Origin of the sequence: Loktanella sp. PT4BL (assembly GCF_003201935.1) — a bacterium.
Classification (GTDB): Bacteria; Pseudomonadota; Alphaproteobacteria; order Rhodobacterales; family Rhodobacteraceae; genus Yoonia.
Map to the genome: position 1 here is coordinate 87,936 of NZ_QJJL01000006.1, position 19,634 is coordinate 107,569.

Annotated in this window: 17 protein-coding genes; 8 read left to right on the top strand and 9 right to left on the bottom strand. The window is 60.2% G+C overall.

Features of this window, described 5'->3' with window-relative positions:
- Nucleotides 1–10 precede the first annotated feature (10 nt).
- The 8 genes from C7964_RS16035 to C7964_RS16070 form a co-directional block, all read right to left on the bottom strand.
- Complete coding sequence (locus tag C7964_RS16035) at nucleotides 11–646, bottom strand: ATP-binding cassette domain-containing protein (protein ID WP_110280668.1); 636 nt, start codon at nucleotides 644–646, stop codon at nucleotides 11–13.
- Nucleotides 639–2,333 carry an ABC transporter permease gene (locus tag C7964_RS16040; protein ID WP_110280669.1) on the bottom strand — a complete coding sequence of 565 codons (1,695 nt, stop codon included), beginning with the start codon at nucleotides 2,331–2,333 and terminating at the stop codon, nucleotides 639–641. Before C7964_RS16040 ends, C7964_RS16035 begins: the two co-directional genes overlap by 8 nt.
- A 101-nt stretch (nucleotides 2,334–2,434) precedes the next feature.
- The gene (locus tag C7964_RS16045) at nucleotides 2,435–3,634 is read right to left on the bottom strand and encodes an ABC transporter substrate-binding protein (RefSeq protein ID WP_110280670.1); all 1,200 of its coding nucleotides are present in this window, start codon (nucleotides 3,632–3,634) and stop codon (nucleotides 2,435–2,437) included.
- Between the two features lie 12 nt (nucleotides 3,635–3,646).
- Entirely contained in the window at nucleotides 3,647–4,255 is a 609-nt protein-coding gene (locus C7964_RS16050) for a CDP-alcohol phosphatidyltransferase family protein (RefSeq protein ID WP_110280671.1), read from the bottom strand.
- A gap of 101 nt (nucleotides 4,256–4,356) precedes the next feature.
- A complete protein-coding gene (locus C7964_RS16055) occupies nucleotides 4,357–6,360 on the bottom strand; it encodes a hydantoinase/oxoprolinase N-terminal domain-containing protein (RefSeq protein WP_110280672.1) in 2,004 nt (667 codons plus the stop codon).
- Nucleotides 6,361–6,464: 104 nt separating this feature from the next.
- Entirely contained in the window at nucleotides 6,465–8,249 is a 1,785-nt protein-coding gene (locus C7964_RS16060) for a hypothetical protein (RefSeq protein WP_146214877.1), read from the bottom strand.
- Between the two features lie 114 nt (nucleotides 8,250–8,363).
- Entirely contained in the window at nucleotides 8,364–8,759 is a 396-nt protein-coding gene (locus C7964_RS16065; protein WP_110280674.1) for a GtrA family protein, read from the bottom strand.
- Nucleotides 8,760–8,764: 5 nt separating this feature from the next.
- Nucleotides 8,765–9,721 (bottom strand): glycosyltransferase family 2 protein, encoded by a 957-nt coding sequence (locus tag C7964_RS16070; protein ID WP_220000184.1) that lies wholly within the window; start codon nucleotides 9,719–9,721, stop codon nucleotides 8,765–8,767.
- A gap of 126 nt (nucleotides 9,722–9,847) precedes the next feature.
- Between C7964_RS16070 and C7964_RS16075 the strand changes: the two genes are divergently transcribed.
- From C7964_RS16075 to C7964_RS16110, 8 genes are all read left to right on the top strand, one after another.
- On the top strand, nucleotides 9,848–11,137 hold the full coding sequence (locus tag C7964_RS16075; RefSeq protein ID WP_110280675.1) for an acetylornithine deacetylase/succinyl-diaminopimelate desuccinylase family protein: 1,290 nt from the start codon (nucleotides 9,848–9,850) through the stop codon (nucleotides 11,135–11,137).
- A 95-nt stretch (nucleotides 11,138–11,232) separates the two neighbouring features.
- The gene (locus C7964_RS16080; protein ID WP_110280676.1) at nucleotides 11,233–12,708 is read left to right on the top strand and encodes an ABC transporter substrate-binding protein; all 1,476 of its coding nucleotides are present in this window, start codon (nucleotides 11,233–11,235) and stop codon (nucleotides 12,706–12,708) included.
- Nucleotides 12,709–12,797: 89 nt separating this feature from the next.
- The gene (locus tag C7964_RS16085) at nucleotides 12,798–13,310 is read left to right on the top strand and encodes a GNAT family N-acetyltransferase (RefSeq protein ID WP_110280677.1); all 513 of its coding nucleotides are present in this window, start codon (nucleotides 12,798–12,800) and stop codon (nucleotides 13,308–13,310) included.
- The gene (locus tag C7964_RS16090) at nucleotides 13,307–14,251 is read left to right on the top strand and encodes an ABC transporter permease (RefSeq protein WP_110280678.1); all 945 of its coding nucleotides are present in this window, start codon (nucleotides 13,307–13,309) and stop codon (nucleotides 14,249–14,251) included. Before C7964_RS16085 ends, C7964_RS16090 begins: the two co-directional genes overlap by 4 nt.
- Nucleotides 14,248–15,063: an ABC transporter permease gene (locus C7964_RS16095; RefSeq protein ID WP_110280679.1), complete on the top strand. Its 816-nt coding sequence runs from the start codon at nucleotides 14,248–14,250 to the stop codon at nucleotides 15,061–15,063. Before C7964_RS16090 ends, C7964_RS16095 begins: the two co-directional genes overlap by 4 nt.
- The gene (locus C7964_RS16100; RefSeq protein ID WP_110280680.1) at nucleotides 15,060–16,646 is read left to right on the top strand and encodes an ABC transporter ATP-binding protein; all 1,587 of its coding nucleotides are present in this window, start codon (nucleotides 15,060–15,062) and stop codon (nucleotides 16,644–16,646) included. Before C7964_RS16095 ends, C7964_RS16100 begins: the two co-directional genes overlap by 4 nt.
- 58 nt (nucleotides 16,647–16,704) lie before the next feature.
- A complete protein-coding gene (locus tag C7964_RS16105; RefSeq protein WP_110280742.1) occupies nucleotides 16,705–17,442 on the top strand; it encodes an SDR family oxidoreductase in 738 nt (245 codons plus the stop codon).
- The gene (locus C7964_RS16110) at nucleotides 17,426–18,445 is read left to right on the top strand and encodes a P1 family peptidase (protein ID WP_110280681.1); all 1,020 of its coding nucleotides are present in this window, start codon (nucleotides 17,426–17,428) and stop codon (nucleotides 18,443–18,445) included. Before C7964_RS16105 ends, C7964_RS16110 begins: the two co-directional genes overlap by 17 nt.
- On the opposite strand, the gene C7964_RS16115 is transcribed toward C7964_RS16110, so the two are convergent.
- Nucleotides 18,442–19,620 carry an NAD(P)/FAD-dependent oxidoreductase gene (locus C7964_RS16115; protein ID WP_110280682.1) on the bottom strand — a complete coding sequence of 393 codons (1,179 nt, stop codon included), beginning with the start codon at nucleotides 19,618–19,620 and terminating at the stop codon, nucleotides 18,442–18,444. The two genes, C7964_RS16110 and C7964_RS16115, sit on opposite strands and share 4 nt — an antisense overlap.
- Nucleotides 19,621–19,634: the final 14 nt, after the last annotated feature.

Genomic DNA, 19,634 nt, shown 5'->3' on the forward strand with positions numbered 1-19,634 from the left:
ACGCAGACACTCATCCACCCAAGGTCACGATCACGCCGCCCGCCGCCTCGGCATCTTCTGCGTCATGCGTCACCATCAGCACAGGCAGCGCGCGGGCGCGGGCACGGTCAAATACCATCTCGCGTACTTGGGCCCGCAGGGCGGCATCCAGCCGCGAAAACGGCTCGTCCAGCAGCAACGCGCAGGGTTCTGACAAGAGCATCCGCATCAATGCGACCCGCGCCTTCTGCCCGCCTGACAGCGTGGCGGGATCGCGGTCTGCAAAGCCACTCAGGCCGACCTCATCCAGAGCCTCTTCGATCTTTGCCTTGCGCGTTGCAGGGCAACCACCGGGTTGCAGGCCAAAGGCCAGATTGGCCCCAACCGACAAATGCGGAAACAGCAGATCATCCTGAAACAGGATCCCGACCCTGCGTTGATGCGGCGCCGCATGGGTGATGTTCTGGCCATCCAGCCAGACCTCGCCTGTCGCGGCAAAATCACTGGCCAAGGTGCCCGTGATAAAGGCCAGCAGGGTCGATTTGCCGACACCAGAGGGGCCCATGATCGTCAGCACCTCGCCCGGCGCGATTTCTTGCGCAACCGACAAGAGCGGCACACCGCCCTTGGTGATCTTCACGTCTTTCAGCACCAAACCCTTATCCATGCCGCAATCCCCTTCTGTTGCGCCAGATCAGCGCCGGCAGCAGCAGCGCAAGCGCAAATGGCACCAGCGCCGCCCCTGTCTGCATCAACCCATAAACCCCGATCGCCCGCCGGTCGCCCCCTGAGGCCAGCGCCACAGCCTCGGTTGTCAGGGTTGCCACGCGACCCCCGCCAATCAGCAAGGTCGGCAGATACTGCCCCACCGACACCGCCAGACCCACCGCCAATGCGGTCAGGATCGGACGTAAAAGCATCGGCAGGCGCACGCGCCACAGCACGCCGTCAGGACTGGCCCGCAAAGCTGCAGCAATCGTACCCATCCGCGTATCCCACGCACGAAACGGATCAGCGAGGGACAGGAAAACATAAGGCAGCACAAACACCAGATGCGCCAGCATCACCGGCAATCGCCCGACATCAGCCCCCATATTCAACATCAAGGTCTGCAACCCCGGCAGGAATGCCGTTTGGGGAATAAGCAGCGGCAGATACAACAACCAGACCGCCCGTTGGCTGAACGACAGACCATAGCGGTACTCGGCCTCAAGACATCCGATTGTCAGGATCAGCGCGACAAGGGCCACTGTACAGGCGATCAGGGCCGTTTCACCAAGAGCCTCTAACGTGCCCGGACCAAAGCGCATCCAGTTGCGCAGGGTCCAGCCATCAGGAAAGGCATCCGGAAACCCCCAGAACCCCGCAAAAGACCAGATCACCAAGACAACCAGTCCCAAAAGGACAGTCACCGCCGAAATCCCGCCCGCGACCAGCGCAGCCTGCGCCACAACCGGATCAAGCCGCCCGCGGCTGCCTTTGGCGATCCAGCGTCGCCCCAGAGAGGCCACGACGACTTCGCCAAGCCGCCAGAAGATCAACGCACCGACCACAAGGCCCAGCTGCAACAGCGCACCCGCCGCCGCCTCAAGCCGCATCGCCAGATCAGGATCAGACATCCATTTGACAATCTGCACCGATAAGGGCGGCGGCGTATTCGGGCCAAGGATCACGGCGACATCCACCACCGACATCGAATAGGCCAGAACCACGTAAACCGGCGGTCTGATCTGCGCATAGACACGTGGAAACACGGTCTTCAGCCAGCCTGTGACCCGCCCATAGCCCAGCGCCTGCGCAATCGTCGTGCTGCGTTGCGCATCGGCCTGCCCGAGGGCTGCCAGCGTAATCAAGAGCAAGAACGGCACTTCCTTGATAATCAGGCCCGCTGTCATCGTCAGGCCCCAGCTATCCTGCACAATCAGGATATCCGGCGGACGCTCCCAGCCTGTCAGGCCGGGCGATACCAGCCGCGACAACCACCCCGACGGCGCTATCAGAAAAGCCAGCCCAAAGGCGGCGGCCGCATGTGGCACCGACAACAGCGGCGAGAGCAACCGCTCAAGCGCGCGAAAGGGCCGCGTACCGGACCAGCCGGCGGTGACCAGAACCACAATTGCCAATGAAATGCCTGTCGCCAGCACCCCCGTCGAGAGCGATAGCATCACCGCCCTTGGCAGGCCCGCCCAGTCAAGCAGATCGCGAAACGGATCAAGTGACGGCCCTGCCAGTCCCGCCGCGGGCAAATGCCCGAAGGCCGGCAGCACCGTCCCCCACAGACCGGCCGCCACCGGCCCCAGCATGGCAAGCAAGGTCAGGATCGGCAGGACAGGAAGGAAACGACGGCGGTTCATATCTGGTGCGACGCAGTCCCGGACATGATCCGGGACCTCCCACTGCAACGGCGAGGCCCCGGATCATGTCCGGGGCTGCGTTCACTTACTTTCGACACGGGCTACTGCGAAACACCGTAGCGTGTGACCCAATCATCCGCGATCCGTGTAGCCCAGCTTGGGTGCGGTTCGTCCTGCACTGTGCCCAACTCGGCAGGTGTCAGTGTCGCAACACCCAGCTCAAGCGCGTCAAACAACGCGCGGTCATCTTCGGACAAAGCATCCATGTTCAACACGGTCCCATAGCCGAGGATCGCAGGATCCTGCGCGCGCGCCTGCGCCTCTGGCGACATCAGGAAATTGGCAACCACCATCGCACCGGCCTTGGACCCCGAATTGTAAGGCACCGCCACGAAAGACGCGTTCCCGATGGTACCTTTGTCCAACACGAAGGTCCGCACGCTCGGTGGCAGTTCGTTGTTCGCAATCGCCGTCGAAGCCGCACCGGGGCTGAAGGAAATCGACAAATCCAGCTCGCCGTCCGCGATCAGCGGGAACATGGCGGTTCCGGTCGGCGGATAGGCCTTGCCCTCACGCCACAGGTTCGGTGTCAGTTCGTCCATATAGGCCCAAAGTGGGGCCGTGATATCTTCATAGTTCTCGTCCGTGGCTGGTGCGGCCAACACAGACGGATCAGGCAGAATGTCGACCAGAACCTGCTTGAGGAATGTCGTACCAAGGAAATCAGGCGGCTGTGGATAGCTGAACCGCCCGGGGTTGGCTTGGGTCCATTCCAGCAGGGCCTGCATGGACCCCAGACGCTCTGGCATATCATCGGTATCATGCACAAAGACAACCTGCGCCATGGCCCATGGGCTCTCAAAGCCTTCTGTCGGTACAGTAAAATCGGTTTGCACGGTCTTGCCTTCGACATCGACCAAAGCCCAGTTCGGCAAGGCCTCTGCATAAGGGCCAAACAAGAGATCGGCCTCTTTCATCGCTGCAAAATTCGCACCGTTGATCCAGATCATGTCGATTGCGCCGTCATCATCCTCGCCCGCCTGCTTTTCGGACAGCACACGTGTGACCGCATCTGCGGTATCTGTCAGCTTCACATGCTCAAGCGTGACACCATACTCTTCCATCACGCGCTCACCGACCCACGCGATGAAGTCATTGGTTGTCGTGGATCCGCCCCATGCGTTCCAGAACACCGTTTGGCCTTCGGCCTCGGCGGTGACAGCGTCCCAATTGCTAACGTCGATATCTGCAAGCGCGGGAACCGGGGCCAGCAAAGCTGCCAGAATGGCAAGATGTTTCATAAGTTACGTCCTTCAGTCAGTATAGATTCGTTTGGCGGCGAGTATGCGCAGGATCGCCGTTGCGAAGCACAGGCTTCCAAAGAGCCACGCAAGTGGCGCGAAGAAAGTTTCAAAGAGGCAAAGCAGGAGGAAGAAGACAATCGTTTCCGTCCCTTCCAGAAGCCCGTTGGAATAGTAGAGCGTCTTCTGCCCCTGCAGATCGGTCTTGTGACCATGCTTTTCGGCAAGGATCGCGTAGCCCAGAAAGCTCGTCCCATTGAAATAGAAAGAAGCGAGAAGGAAAGCCCCGGCCGCCCCGTTTGCAGCGGGATCGTAAAGCACAAAGGCCATCGGAATGGCCCCGTAGAACAGGAAATCCGCTGCAATATCCAGATATCCGCCGAAATCCGTTTTCTGCGTTGCCCGCGCCACGGCACCATCAAGGCCATCGGCCAAACGGCTGGCCAAGAGCGGCACCAAAGCCCAACCAAACTGGCCCAAGGCGATCAAAAGCGCTGCAAACAACCCAAGCGCAAGCCCGACCAGTGTAACACCGTCCGCACTAAAACCACGCGCCGCCAACCCGCGACCCATCAGGTTCAACGGCGGGTCAATCAACTGACGTGCGTAACGGTCGAGCATCTGGCCTCCTCACAAGATGATTTGTTGTGACCGATGCAATCCGTTCGCGCAATCAGCCTGACAACAATGTGAAAGATCAGCAGAAGTCTGACACAAATGGACTAGCTGCTGGCGATCCGCGGGCGGCCGCTGGCCTCGACCCGTAGGGTGGCCTCGATAAACATGGCCCTGTTTTCAACTGTGATTTCAGAAATATCGCGGGACACGGAAAAGCGGATTTCCTCCACCCCTGACGCGCGCACCAATCCTTCGGCTTCGTCCCGCAGAGCCGCCTCAAGAACGCCCAGCGCTTCATCACGATCCGCAAAGATCTTCGGTCCGTCCGTCAGGTGCACAGCAAAAGACCCTTCACCCGCACTTGTGACGGTTCCTGTGGCCTGCATCCGCACCTGCCCCACAACTGCGCCAATGGCATTGGCCACACCGCCATGTTCAGGCAACACCATCCGCGTGCCAAGCCGGTCACCTACAGCGCCATAGTAGGCCGCAGCAGAGGCGCCGAGACCAATCACCGGCACACCCAAAGACAACTGCATCCGCACCACGCCACTGTGCCGGTCCAGCCCCGCCATGCTCAGCGGATGCTTGGCGAGCGCTGCCGGATCGGGCCATGCCAGATCATCCTCGGCAAAGGCCGCCTGCAACAGGCAATCCACCGTCTGCGCGGTCAGTTGATCTATAATCTGCTGTGCCAGCACCTGTCCGTTTTCGGCCACCCGCGTTCCCGCACCGGTGCGCCTGCGGGCAAAAAGCGCCAGCGCCTTTTCGGCAGCCTGCGCATCCCATGCGTCCACCATCCCCAGAACATGCGACGCATCAGAGGGCGTGACCCCGGCAAGAATAGCCAGACCACGCTCTACCAGCCGCCCCAATGCGGGGCTTTCCATCCGTGACTGCACCGCATGGCCAAGGCGCAAGGGCCCCTCGGCCAGACGCGCCGCCACAACCTGTTCGCGTTTATCCAAACCCGCTGGCATCTCCTGCCAGAGCGGGATCACAAACTGCCCGCCGTCCGCCGCCGGAATATCCTGCGCCAAGGCGCGATCCAGAACCGCATGGACCAAATCAGGATAGTGCTGCGCGGCCAAAGAGACCGGCATCAACCGGCGCGGCCCCAACCGCAGTCCGCCGTCCAGCCCCTCAACTACATGCACCTCGCTGTCACCACCAAGGCCCGTCGTGCGCATCGCAACCGCCTCGACCATCGTGCGGAACGGGCCAACACGCGCCCCCTGCGGGTCGATCTTTGGGCGGCCATCGCGCAGCAGGCAAACATCCGTTGTCGTACCGCCGATGTCGCTGACCAGAGCATCGGTTTCGCCTGTCAGCCAACTGGCACCGGCAATGGATGCGGCAGGCCCGCTCAGGATTGTCTCAATCGGTTTTTCGCGCGCCAGATCAGCAGAGACCAAAGCCCCGTCCCCGCGCACGACCATCAAGCGCGCCGTGATACCCACGGCGGTCAAATGCGCCTCGCAGGCTGTGATCAGACGGTCCAGCATCCCGATCAGGCGCGCGTTCAGAACAGCCGTCAACGCCCGTTTCGGCCCGCCAAGTGCCTGGCTCAGGTCATGCGAACAACTGACAGGTCGGCCTGTGGTATCGCGCAACACATCGCGCACGGCGATTTCATGGGCAGGGTTGCGCGTCGCGAAACTGGCAGCAACGGCAAACCCTGTAATGCCGTCCCCAAGATCAGCTATGGCCGCGTGCAATGTTGCAAGATCAAGCGGTGCCACCTCGCCGCCTGCATGGTTATGACCGCCCGCAAGCCGGATCACCGGATCGCCGCGCAGCGCCTCGGTCAAACCGGCGCGCGCAAGATCGGCGTCATCAAAACCGATAGCGATCAACGCGATCCGGCCGCCCTGACCCTCGACAAGCGCATTCGTCGCAAGGGTAGTGGAAAGCGATACCATCGCAATATCGGCGGGTTTGACCGCAGCCTGTGCAATTGCCGCATCAATGGCCGCTCCGACACCGACAGCCAGATCAGGCCGCGAGGTCAGCGCCTTGGCGGACCCAAGAACCCTGTCCTGTGCTTCAGCAATAATCACCGCATCGGTATATGTGCCGCCAGTGTCGACACCCAACAAATATGTCATGCAATCCCGCCTTACGTCTGGCGCACATCTAAACGACCGACGCGCGCCAAGCGCAACGCTATTTCACGCAGTTCTTCGCGAAAAACGACAGGATAAAGCGCAGTCTAGTCCTGCAACGCAAAAAGCAGCTGTTCGTCATTGCGCAGGGGGACAGGGAGCAACCACGCAACAGAAACCTCACCCGCCGCCAGTCCGGTCAGAAATTCGCTCACGTAAGTCTGACCCGCACAAAGCAGGACATGTGTCGCCCCCTGTTCTCTGGCAAGCTTCTCAAACGCTGTTTCTTCGAGATCGAACCCCAAGGCACCATTCATAAAGGCGTCAGGGCTGCGATGATAGGGCGCCGCCAGCGTGCTGTGATGTGTCACCCAAAGCAAAGGCGCACCCATGTTCGTGCTGTTCATGATTACCGCAGGCGGGATGTCATTCAATGCCAGCAGCGTTTCATAGTTGCGGCAGGTAGCTCCTTCTCTTTGCGTCACAGACCCTTGGAGAAAGGGCTGTAGAGGGTTCAATAGAATCTGCGGCGCAGCGATCCCGATCGCCACGATGAATATCAATGCGGCCGTGGCAAGACTGCGGGTTTGTAGATAGGCCTTTAGCAAGACGGCAAGGCAAATCCCTCCGATCGCTGGCACGACTGAAGCCACCAAAATGACCGTCCGCATCTGAAGAAAGATCAAACCGATCCCAAAAAACCCGAGCAGCAACAACTGCCCGAGAACCGCGTTTTGCGTTTGACCTGTCCCCGACCCACCGCGCCGTGACCACCACAGAACAGACCCTGAAACCAACGCGACAACAACAGGGATCATAAATGCCAGCGCCGCGAAAAGTTGCGTTTGCACATAGATCAGGAATGGTTTTGCCTCTGTAACACGCGTGGCAATCATCTCTTGCAGCTCTGGCGGCAAATCGCCGTAGGGTCCACGGATGCAAGGCCCCAGAAGTGGCCATGCAATCGCAAGGCCGATCCCCGTCAGAGCGAACGTCGCGCCAACCTGAAACACCGCACTCGGGAAACGGCCGCGCAAAGCCAAAGGCGCAAGTGCCGCGACAACGGCGACGGCGATGACGCTCAGCATCGGGGTGCCCAGCTGGTCACAGACAGGGCGTGTGCGCAAAGCAGGCGCAGTCAAGCCCAGCCAGAACAGCAGGCTGCCTGCGGCCAAAGCGAGGCAGAACGCCACAAGAAGCCGCTGCGTTTCGATGCGTTGATCAAATACGCAACGGCCAAAGACCAAAATACCCGCGCCAACAATAAACAGCAGGCTTTCAAGGCCCGTTGACAGAGCAAAAGCCGCAGCCAGCCCCCCGATGATGCCAGCCGCCACCGGACGATCCGGCCAGACCACCGCATAGACAAGGATCACCATCATCAGGATCTGGACGTTGTGGTGGTCCAGATTTCCGGCCCGCATATGCAGATCACCCAACAAGGGCCACAAGACCGTACACAGAACCGCAAAACATGCCGAGATTGGCCCGAAGATCCGCTTGGTCCCAAACCCCACGACAAGAAGTGTCAGGATCAGGATGACCGTCGGCCAAATTGCCGCGCCGACCAGTTCCGCCTTTTCCATTGGCATAAAATACGAAAACGGCACGATGAACGCGGCAATCCCCGCATCAATGTAGCGGGACCAATGGATCAACATCCCCTCGGGCGGCATCAGCCGGTATTGTGTCGTATCAAACCAGCTTTGCCCCGCCAGCCAGTCGCGCACCATGACCAATCGCATGATGTCGTCATTGCCCATGGAGATAAAGTTGTCCTCCATCCCGGCACCCTGAACGACGGCTTTGAAAACCACGATCAAGATCGCCCCGAGCAACACCACAAACAATGGCCTATGCTGGCAGAATCTGATCAGTGGGACGTCTTTCATCTGTATCAATCACTCAACAAGCCGCGTCACCGCAGAGTCTTTCACATTCTGGAGACAAAACAATGGGAATTATCTGCACGCAAAGCTCCATTCTGCATGCGACGGACAGCAGGATCAGGCGCGAAAAGCCAGGTGCCGCGCCCCGAAAAAGTTTAAAAGCGATCCGAAGAAAGAACCGAGCGCAAATCCCGCGAAGATGGTCAACGACGCAGTCCCGAACAGACCGATAACCGCAGAATAAATCAGATAGTTGGTCAGGCTCCCGACGATCTGAACCCCGAAGTACCGCCCGAACTGACCCTGCCTGCTGGCATCACGTGTCGCGCGAAATGTCCAATTGCGGTTCAAAGCCCATGTCACCACGACAGCAACAGGGAAAGACAGTGCGCGCGCCAGATATGGATTGAGATCAAACCCGATCAACAGCCACAACAACCCGCCATCGACGACGAAACCAACACCCCCAACTGCACCAAAGCGCAGCATCTGCGCGATAAGCTCGGAACGCATCGGTCCTAGCGCCGCGATGGTGCGGGCAAAGCCAGATAGGCCATCCGCTTCATTTCGCGGCGCCCCAGCGTGACCGTGTCAAGGATCAGACCGGTCACCAAAGACAACACGCCGATCACCATGATCGCCGAGGCCAAAATCGCCGTAGGAAACCGTGGCACGAGTCCTGTTTCCACAAACTCGACAACAACAGGCCCGCCAAGTACCAGCGAAAGCAGCCCCAACAGGACGCCAACGCCGCAGAAAAGCGCAAAGGGACGCTCCTCCTTCACCAGCAAGACAATCATTTTCAGAATGCGGAACCCGTCCCGGATCGTATTCAGTTTACTGTCAGAGCCCGGCAGCCGGTCTACGTACACCGTATCCACGTCTGCAATGGGCATGCGCAGTTCCAGCGCGTGAACGGTCAACTCGGTCTCAATCTCGAACCCGCGCGACAGCGCCGGAAAGCATTTGACAAAGCGGCGCGAAAACACGCGGTATCCGGTCAACATATCCTTGGTGCGCTTGCCAAAAATACCGGCGACAAGACCGGTCAGCATCCGGTTCCCGAAACGGTGGCCCGGCCGGTACGCCTCTTGAATTTCGGTCACACGACACCCGCTGACCATATCAAGCGTTTCATCCAGCAGCTTGTCGACAAGCGCGGGGGCCGCCTTGGCCTCATAGGTGTTGTCGCCGTCCACCATGACGTAAACATCGGCATCAATATCGGCAAACATCCGTCGCACGACGTTGCCCTTACCCTGCTGGGTTTCGACCCGCACAATGGCACCCGCCGCGCGGGCGGCTTCGGCGGTACCGTCGGTGGAATTATTGTCATAAACATAGATGTCGGCTGCGGGCAGCGCTGCGCGAAAATCGGCCACAACAGTGCCAATCGGCTTGGCCTCGTTATAGCACGGGATCAGAACCGCGACCTTCACATCTGACGTCAATTCCACGCTTCTGCGCTCCATCATCTTACGACCTTTGGCATATCAGGCGGGATGCAACATGGCGATACACTGCGGTTCTTTTGTGGCCGCACTGTGTAATTTCAAAATCACACCATTGTCTGTGCGCTCCGAAACACGAATACTCGGACTATGACACAGACCCAACACCACGATGACCTCGCGCGCGCCCTTACCGACAGACGCGATGACCTGATCGCACTGACCCAGGACCTGATCCGCATTCCCACGCTCAACCCGCCGGGACGCGACTATCGCGCGATCTGCGAATATCTGGACCGGCGCTTGCGGGGATCGGGGTTTGAAACGGAACTGATCCGCGCCCACGGCACTCCCGGCGATAGCGACAAATACCCCCGCTGGAACATCGTCGCACGGCGCGAGGGCGGTCAGCCCGGCGATTGCGTCCACTTCAACAGCCACACGGATGTGGTCGAGGTCGGCCATGGCTGGACCAAAGACCCCTTTGGCGGTGAACTGGTTGACGGCAAAATCTACGGGCGCGGGGCTTGCGATATGAAAGGCGGGCTTGCCGCGTCAATCATCGCCGCCGAGGCGTTCCTCGCAACCCACCCCACCTTCTCAGGTGCGATCGAGATTTCCGGCACAGCGGATGAAGAATCCGGCGGTTACGGTGGCGTCGCCTATCTGGCCGAAAAGGGCTATTTCGAGCCCGCCCGCGTGCAACATGTAATCATCCCCGAACCCCTGAACAAAGACCGCGTCTGCCTTGGCCATCGCGGCGGCTGGTGGGCGGAAATCGAAACATTCGGCGAAATCGCGCACGGGTCCATGCCCTTTCTGGGCGATTGCGCGGTGCGGCACATGGGGGCGGTGCTGACTGAGTTCGAAGACAAACTCTATCCCGCCATGGCCGCGCGGCACACCGACATGCCTGTCGTGCCTGAAGGCGCGCGGTCATCGACCATGAACATCAATTCGATCCACGGCGGGCAACCCGAACAGGATGACGACTATACCGGCCTGCCAGCCCATTGCGTGCCCGACAGTTGCCGCATCGTGATCGACCGCCGCTTTCTGGCCGAAGAAAACATCGACGACGTGCGCGGCGAGGTGAAGGCGCTACTTGAAGGACTGAAAGCCAGCCGTAACCGCTTTGACTATGATCTGCGCGAAATGAATGTGGTCCTGCCCAGCATGACCGACCGCGACGCCCCTGTCGTGCAAGTCATCGCCGCCGAGATCGAAAAAACCTTGGGCAAACCCGCCGAATTCGTAGCCTCACCCGGGACCTACGACCAAAAGCACATCGACCGGATCGGCAAACTGAAAAACTGCATCGCCTACGGGCCGGGGATATTGGAGCTGGCACATAAGCCCGATGAATACATCAGGGTGGACGACATGATGGACAGCGCACTGGTGATGGCGGGGGCGCTGGTCAAGATTTTGGCACCGTAGGGCGGGGCCCGCCCCGACATCACGTCACCCGCAAGCAGCACTTGAATTGCCCCCCCGTTTTGTAAACACTCGTCCCCAACAACAGGGGGAGCATCATGCACCATTTCAAAACACTCGCGGCATCCACCGCCATCGTTCTTTGCGCCTCGGGCGCGCTTGCCCAAGACAGCATTACCGTTGCCATCCAGCTGGAACCGCCGAACCTTGACCCCACAGGCGGGGCCGCGCAGGCGATTGATAGCGTGCTCTACGCCAATGTGTTCGAGGGCCTCACACGGTTTGACGCGGATGGCGCCATCATCCGTGGCCTTGCCCAAAGCTGGGATATCTCGGATGACGGTCTGGTCTATACCTTTAACCTTGCCGCTGGCGTCACCTTTCATGACGGCACCACAATGGACGCCGAGGATGTGAAATTCAGCCTTGATCGCGCCCGCGCCGAGGACAGCACCAATGCGCAAAAGGGCCTGTTCGCAGGCATCACCGATGTCACCGTGATTGATCCGCTGACCGTGCAGGTCACACTGGACCAACCCAACGGCAACTTCCTGTTCAACATGGCGTGGGGGGATGCGGTAATCGTAGCCCCTGAAAGCATCGAAAACATCGCTTCAAACCCCATCGGCACCGGCCCCTTCACCTTCACGGACTGGGTGCAGGGCGACCGGCTCGAGCTGACACGCAACCCTGATTACTGGGGTCCGGCCCCTGCGCTGGAAAGTGCAACCTTCCGCTTCATCTCGGACCCGACGGCCGCCTTTGCTGCGGTGATGGCTGAGGATGTGGACGCCTTTGTCGGTTTCCCTGCCCCTGAAAACCTGCCCCAGTTCGAGGCCGATCCGCGTTTTCAGGTCCTCGTCGGCAATACCGAGGGCGAAACGATCCTGTCGACCAACAACAAAATGCCGCCCTTCGACGATGTCCGCGTGCGCAAAGCATTGGCCCATGCCATCGATCGCCAAGCGATCATCGACGGTGCGATGTTCGGATATGGCACACCCATTGGCACGCATTTTGCCCCGCATAACCCCGACTACGTCGATCTGCTGGCCAATTCGCAATACGACCCCGAGCTTGCACGCAGTCTCTTGGCCGAGGCAGGCTTTGCGGACGGATTCACCACCACATTGAAACTGCCTCCCCCATCTTACGCCCGCCGCGGCGGCGAGATTATCGCCAGCCAGTTGCGTGCGGTCGGGATCGAGACGGAAATCACCAACCTTGAATGGGCCCAGTGGATCGAAGAGGTCTTTACCAACAAGGACTTTGGCCTGTCCATCGTCAGCCACACCGAGCCCATGGATATCGGCATCTACGCCAATCCTGATTACTATTTCCAATACGACAACCCCGAGTTCCAGGAGCTGATGGAAACGCTCAACGCCACCACAGACCCTGCGATGCGCAGCAACCTGCTGGCGCAGGCGCAAGCGATCATCTCGGAGGACTACGTGAACGGATATCTCTTTGAACTGGCCGTGGCGACCGTCGCCAAGGCAGGGCTGCAAGGGCTGTGGGTGAACCAGCCGACAGCGGCCGTTGACCTGACCGGCGTCAGCTGGAGCAACTAGGACAATGCCCCCCGTAAATATCTTGCGGGGGGCGTCCATGCAGGGCGTGGCATTTTGCCGACCCGATGCCGTACCTAGAACGCCATCGCATGACGCATGAGCCGATCATCAGAGCGGAGACACCGCAGGACCGGCAGGCGATCTATGATCTGACGCGCGATGCCTTTGCGCCCATGGCTTTCAGCGATGGCAGTGAACCCGACATAATCAACCAACTCCGCGCAGACGGTGAACTCACGCTGTCATTGGTGGCCGACGCGGACGGTATCATCGGCCATGTCGCCTTCTCTCCGGCGAAAATCAGTCAGGCGCAGGGGGCATGGTACGGGCTCGGCCCTATTTCGGTCCGCGCCGATAAGCAAAGGCAAGGGATCGGCACAAAGCTCGTGCACACCGGCTTGGAGATGTTACGCAACATGGGGGCGGCAGGCTGCGTTCTGACGGGCAACCCCGATGTGTATCAGCCGATGGGCTTTAAGAATGATCACGCACTGACCTACAGCGGCCTGAATCCAAGATTTATCTTGTACTACACATTTGACGGCAGCATCCCGAAAGGCGAAATCAACTTCGCCGAAGCTCTGGAAGAGGAGCACCCATGATCCGCTATGTGCTTGGGCGCCTCACCTCGCTGATTATCAGCCTGATTGTGGCATCCATCGTCATCTTTGCGGTGATCGAGGTAATCCCGGGTGATCCCGCAGCCTTTATGCTGGGCATCAACGCACGCCCCGATACGATTGCGGCCTTGCGCGCGGAAATGGGCCTCGACCAATCCGTGGTGGCGCGATATTTCGATTGGGTCACGGGGTTGCTGCGCGGTGATTTCGGGCAGTCCTGGACCTATAAAACCCCTGTCGCGGAGCTGATCGCGGACCGGATCTGGGTTTCACTTCCGCTGGCCATCTATGCGCTGGCGCTCTCGACCATCATTGCCTTTCCCGCAGGGATTTACGCGGCAAGCCGCCGTGGCGGTGCAGGCGATGTGACAATCATGGGGGCCACGCAACTGGGCGTGGCGATCCCGAATTTCTGGTTCGCGATGATCCTTGTGCTGATCTTTGCAATCAACCTGCGCTGGTTCTCGGCAGGCGGATTTCCCGGCTGGGACAACCCGTTGCAAGCGATCAAAGCTCTAACCCTGCCTGCCATTGCGCTCGCCCTGCCGCAAGCGGCAATCCTCGCGCGGGTCATGCGCTCGTCGCTCCTGGATATGCTGGGCGAGGATTTCATCCGGACCGCCCGCGCGAAGGGCCTTTCGGCCCGCCAAGCGCTTTGGAAACACGCCGTGCGCAATGCGCTGATCCCGGTGCTCACCATCATCGGTCTGCAATTCTCGTTCCTGCTCGCAGGGGGGATCATTATTGAACAGGTCTTCTTCCTGCCCGGTCTGGGCCGCCTGATTTTCCAGTCGATCAGCGCGCGCGACCTGATCGTGGTTGAAAGCGTGGTGATGCTTCTGGTCTTCACCGTCATCATGGTGAACTTCCTTGTCGATCTGGCCTATGCCGCCGTCGACCCGCGGCTGAGGACCAAATCATGAGCCGCAATCTGATCATCGGCGCGGCGCTGACGGTCCTGTTCATCGCACTGGCGGTGGTGTCCTTTGTCTGGACCCCCGCCGATATCGAAACACTGGATATCCCCAACAGATTGCAAACGCCCAGCGCCACCAACTGGCTCGGCACCGATCACTTCGGCCGCGATATCCTGTCGATGATCATGATGGGGGCGCGCACCTCGATTGCCGTTGCCCTACTCGCGGTGGGCATCGGTATGGCGCTCGGCATCCCTTTGGGATTACTCGCGGCGGCGCGACACGGATCATTCCTTGACGAGCTCATCATGCGCGGCAACGACCTTGTCTTTGCCTTCCCGTCGCTGGTCATCGCCATTCTGATTACCGCTGTTTTCGGCGCATCCGCCGTCAATGCCATTATCGCCATTGGTATCTTCAACATCCCCGTCTTTGCCCGCCTGACCCGCGGTGCCGCCCTGCCGCTCTGGGAGCGTGATTTCATCCTCGCTGCCCGCGTTTGTGGAAAATCCGCCACGCACATCTCGATTGAACATATCCTGCCCAACATCACCAATCTGATGATCGTCCAGGGCACGATCCAGTTCAGCCTTGGCATCCTGGCCGAGGCCGCGCTGTCCTACATCGGCCTTGGCGCACAACCACCGACTGCCAGCTGGGGCCGGATGCTGGCCGACGCGCAAACACTCGTCAGCATTGCCCCCCATGTGGCCCTTGTGCCGGGCTTTGCGATCTTGTTGATGGTGCTGGGCCTCAACCTGATGGGTGACGGGCTGCGCGACTGGCTTGATCCCCGCATCAGGGTGGCCCGCACATGAGCCTGCTTGCCATCAAAGACTTGTCGCTTTCCATCGGTGATACCGAAATCCTCCACAATATCGACCTGACCATCGCGGCCGGCGAAATCGTTGCGATCACCGGCGAAAGTGGTTCTGGCAAATCCATGACAGCCCTCGCCGTCATGGGCTTGTTGCCACGCGGATCGGTGGCCGAAGGCGCGATCATGTTGGACGGCACAGATATCCTGCAAACGTCTGAAACCGACCTGTGCAAGATGCGCGGCAACACCATGGGCATGGTGTTTCAGGAACCCATGACCGCACTCAACCCTGTGCAAACCATCGGCGCACAGGTCGCCGAAACAATCCTGATCCACGAAAAAACCACCAAGTCCGAAGCCCACAAACGCGCTGCCGCCATGCTGGAACGCGTGGGGCTGAAAGTGCCCCCCTCGCGCTACCCGCATGAACTCTCGGGCGGGCAGCGCCAGCGTGTCGTCATCGCCATGGCCATCGCCCTGCGTCCCAAACTGCTGATCGCGGATGAACCGACCACGGCACTTGATGTCACGACGCAGGCCCGCATCCTTGATCTGCTGCGCGATCTCGTCCGCGAATTCGACATGGGGCTGTTGCTGATCACCCATGATCTGGCAGTCGTGGCCGATGTTGCCGACAAGATCGCCGTCATGCAGAACGGGCGCATCGTGGAGTCCGGCGCAACCAGGCATCTCTTTGCCCACATGCAGCATCCCTACACCAAGGCGCTCTTCGCGGCCTCGGCCCATACCGTGTCACTTCCCGAAACGCCCCCTTCATCCCCGATCCTGCAAGTCAGGAACGTCGCCCGCGATTATCCGATGTCGCGCACCGCTCTGCTGGGTCCGCGCCCCATGTTCCGCGCCCTGCACGACATCAGCTTTCAGATCAACGCAGGCGAACGTGTCGGCCTTGTCGGCGAAAGCGGCTGCGGAAAATCGACACTAACAAGGGCGATTTTGGGGCTGGAAGATGTGCAAGAGGGCCAGATCACGCTTGACGGCGATCCTGTCTTCAGCGGCAAACGCCCCAACCTTGCGGTCCGGCGTAAGATGCAGGTCGTGTTTCAGGACCCCTACAGCAGCTTCAACCCCCGCCACCGCGTTGACCGTTTGATCACCGAACCCTTCCACCTTTTGCCACATCCGCCCACAGGACCGGCGCGCGCCGATGCCATTGCCAAAGCGCTCACTGACGTGGGCCTGTCACCCGCAGATGCAGGCAAGTACATCCACGAATTCTCGGGCGGCCAGCGCCAGCGCATCGCCATCGCCCGCGCGCTGATTATCGAACCTGAACTGATCATCTTCGACGAAGCGGTGTCCGCGCTTGATGTTTCGGTCCGCGCCCAGGTGCTCGACCTGATCGCGGACCTCTGCCGCAAGCGCCCCTTGGCCTATCTGTTCATCAGCCATGATCTGTCCGTTGTGCGCACAGTCACCGACCGTGTCATGGTCATGCAGGCGGGAAAAATCGTCGAACAGGGCGAAACAGAGACTGTTTTTGCACATCCGCAGCATCCCTACACCCGCACTTTGATCGCAGCAGCGCCGAAGCTGCCGGATATTGGGCAGACGGGATAAGAAAGAGATTGCAGCGCGGCTTGCGTCCATTACGCTGCCGGAAAATGAGGGGGATATCATGCGACTGGCTGGCAAGACGGCGATTGTAACAGGCGGCGGCTCCGGTTTCGGGGCAGGTATCGCGCGCAAATTCGCGGCCGAAGGGTGCCATGTCATCGTGGCTGACCTCAATATCGACGGTGCCCAGCACATCGCGGATGAAATCGGCGGGCGTGCGTTGACATGCGATGTCTCGGACGGTGCCTCGGTCAACTACATGGCAAAGTCGGTGCTGGGGGCGGGACCGCTGGACATCCTTGTGAACAACGCAGGCATCACCCATCTGCCCAGTGCGATGGAGGACGTGAGCGAGGAGGATTTTGACCGCGTTTTTGCCGTGAACATGAAATCGGTCTACCTGACCGCCCGCGCCTTTGTGCCCCACTTCAAGGAGCGCAAGCGCGGTGCAATCCTCAACGTGGCCTCGACCGCTGGGGTATCTCCCCGCCCGCGCCTGAACTGGTACAACGCATCCAAGGGCTGGATGATAACGGCGACAAAGACCATGGCCGTTGAACTGGCCCCTGACGGTATCCGCGTGAACGCGATCAACCCCGTCGCAGGCGAAACGCCCTTGCTGAAATCCTTCATGGGCGAGGACACGCCGGAAATCCGCGCGAAATTCCTCTCGACCATCCCGCTGGGCCGCTTTTCCACGCCCGAGGACATGGGCAACGCCGCCTGTTTTCTCTGCTCGGACGAGGCCAGCATGATCACCGGTGTCGCAATGGAGGTGGACGGTGGCCGCTGTATCTAAAGGACCCCGCAACCTGATCACCGATGTGGCGGGCCTGCGCGTGGGCAATGCACAGGACGACCATATCAAGACCGGCACCACGGTGCTGGTCTCCGACAAACCGTTCACCGCCAGCGTCCACGTCATGGGCGGCGCACCGGGGACCAAGGAAACCGATCTGCTGGCCCCCGACAAAACCGTGGAACAGGTTGATGCGCTGGTGCTCTCGGGCGGCTCGGCCTTCGGGCTTGATGCCTGTTCGGGTATCATGGACGGGCTGCGCGCGATGGGGCGGGGGTTCGCCATCGGTGACATCCGCATTCCCATCGTGCCCGGTGCGATTATCTTTGATCTGATCAACGGCGGCGCAAAGGACTGGGACGAAAACCCCTACCGCGCCTTGGGGCGAGAAGCGCTGCAAAGCGCGTCCGAGCAGTTCTCCCTTGGCACCATAGGCGCAGGCACAGGGGCTATGGCCGCCATGCAAAAGGGCGGGCTCGGCTCTGCCTCTCTGACGCTGGCTGATGGTACGACCGTGGGCGCATTGGTGGTGGTGAACGCGCTTGGCAGCGTCACAACAAAAGGCGACAGACATTTCTGGGCCGCCCCTTTCGAGATGGACGGCGAATTTGGCGGCGCTGGGCCGGATCCAAACGCAGGACATGTGACATCAGAGCCAAGCCGCAAGGAACAGGCGATGATGCAGCAGGCCACACAGGGAGCAAATACCACCATCGCGATCGTCGCCACAGATGCGCCTCTCAGCAAGGTCCAATGCCACAGGCTCGCGGTGACTGCCCATGACGGCATGGCTCGGGCGATTGTGCCATCCCACACACCGCTCGACGGTGATCTGGTCTTTGGCGTCTCGACGGGTGCAGGCACCCCTGTGGACCAGACCCGCTTCCGCGAGATCGCAGCCGCAGCGGCCACCTGTCTGGCCCGCGCCATCGCGCGCGGAGCCTATGAGGCGACAAGCGCGCCCGGCGACATCATCCCGACCTATCGCGAGATGAACGGCTAGGGCGCAAACGCGCCGTCATAATAATCAGGGATCGCACCACCCATGGCCACGATTGCTCCCAGTCTTCCGATCTCATCCGCGCATTTCGCCGCGGCCCCGTTCCCGGCGGTCAGGGCGATGATATGATCAGTCTGGGGGTAAATGAACGGGTTGCCGTTGGGCGAGAAGCTTGTCGCGCAGCTATCAAAATGAATAGAGCGATACTTCAGCCCTGGCATCAGCCCGATCAAGATCTCCGAGATCGCTGCACCCGCCACAGGATCACCGCCACTGCGGAACCACGCGATCATATCATCGACGCTGTGCAATTCGGTATCCACCGCATCGCCACCGATTTTGATATAGGTCTTGCCATCAGGATAAAGCACAGGCGGCAGGATATAGGGATCCTCTGACCGGCCCGGCGGGACGTAGATCACCGAAGGCATCCCTGACAGACGCGCAGCCTCCCCTTCATCCAGTTCGAAAAACGCGATGGTGCGGGCATAGACCCGCATCGGGATCGGATCGGGCAACAGCCCCTCGGCTTTGGAAAACGCACCACAGGCAACAATCACCTTTTCGGCGGTCAACACGGTACCGCCCGCGCAATGCACCTGCGCCGCGCCACCTGTTTCATCAATGCGAACCACCGTATCACGATGCAACATCGCACCCGCCTTGGTCGCTGCCGTGATTTCCGCCTTCACATGCAGACGCGGATTGATCCAACCTGCATCCGTCTCTTCATGCAGCGCAAGGATCCCTTCGGGAAAGGCAAACTCGGGGAACCGCGCAGCCAGTTCCGCCCCGCGCAACGGCGTGTGTGCGACACCATTCGCCTGCGCATGGCGTTGTGCGTTCAGAATATAGTCGCGCTCTGCGCCCACTTCGGTCCCCGCCACAATCGTACCCGCAGGCGTGTAGAACGGCTGCGTGCCCTTTGCGGCAATCTCGGGATATCGGGCAATCGCCTCTTGCGCGAAACGGGCCCAGTTCTTGCGGGTGTCGATCTTGCGCGTGATCCGTGCCTGATCATAGTGGCTTGCGAAAACCCCTGTATGCGTTGCCTTTTCCACCGGTTCATCCGGCCCCACAAGGGCCGTTTTCACGCCCATTTCCGCAAGATGACGCGCCGCCGCGCTGCCCATCAGCCCTGCACCAATAACAATCACATCATAGCTCTGGTCAGTCATGACAGCCCCCGTTT